Source organism: Candidatus Melainabacteria bacterium RIFOXYA2_FULL_32_9 (assembly GCA_001784615.1).
Lineage (GTDB): Bacteria > Cyanobacteriota > Vampirovibrionia > Gastranaerophilales > UBA9579 > UBA9579.
Map to the genome: position 1 here is coordinate 2,944 of MFRQ01000021.1, position 842 is coordinate 3,785.

1 protein-coding gene and 1 pseudogene (1 of these 2 running past the window's edge) are annotated in these 842 nt (G+C 34.2%); both read left to right on the top strand.

The genetic code is table 11. The features are described from left to right. Positions 1–17 precede the first annotated feature (17 nt). A complete protein-coding gene (locus A2255_03205) occupies positions 18–509 on the top strand; it encodes a hypothetical protein (protein ID OGI23031.1) in 492 nt (163 codons plus the stop codon). Between the two features lie 130 nt (positions 510–639). Next, positions 640–842 (top strand): annotated as a pseudogene (locus tag A2255_03210) (hypothetical protein) (it continues 1,032 nt past the right edge of the window).

An 842-nucleotide genomic window follows, 5' to 3' on the forward strand; every position in this document is an offset into this window, starting at 1 on the left:
CGATTACTCCATTATCAGTGACAGCCGGCGTCTTATTCGGGCCTGTTTGGGGAACAATATATACCGTTATTGGTGCTACTTTAGGTGCTTGTGCAACTTTTCTTGTAAGCAGGTATCTTGTTAAAGATTGGGTGGATAAAAGGTCATCTGCTAAGGTTATTATGGTGCAGGAATTAGTAAGAAAAGAAGGATGGAAATTTGTTGCAATTGCAAGAATAACACCAGTTTTTCCTTTTAATTTTCAAAATTATGTGTTTGGAGTTACTGATATTTCATTTAGAATATTTTTTTGGGCGACATTTATCAGTATAATTCCTGGCTCTTTTACTTATGTGTATTTAGGTTATGCCGGTAAAGTAGCATTTGCTGATGGTCAAGATGCATTTCCGCTGATTATAATTGCTGTAATTTTGTTATTATTGTTTAGCATGTTGCCTTATATAATCAAAAAGATAAAGTTGATTATTAAGAAAAAAAAAGAAGTAAGTAAATCCTGTATTATGCTGTAATTTAGTCTATTTGCAGCAATTTTATATTTGACCTCAATTATTGAGTATCTTATACTACATTGGGCGCTAAACAAGTTAGATAGCCTTTGAATATTTTGAGTTTACTGGCTTATCAGAGGAGAATTATGTTTTGGCTAATGTAATTGTTATCGGAGCTCAATGGGGTGATGAAGGTAAGGCTAAAATTACAGATCTTTTAGCTGAGTATGCAGATATTGTCATACGATATCAAGGCGGCTGTAATGCCGGGCATACTGTTGTTGCAAATGGGGAAACATATAAGTTCCATCTGGTCCCATCAGGTATTTTATATCCGGGAAAAGTTTGTATTAT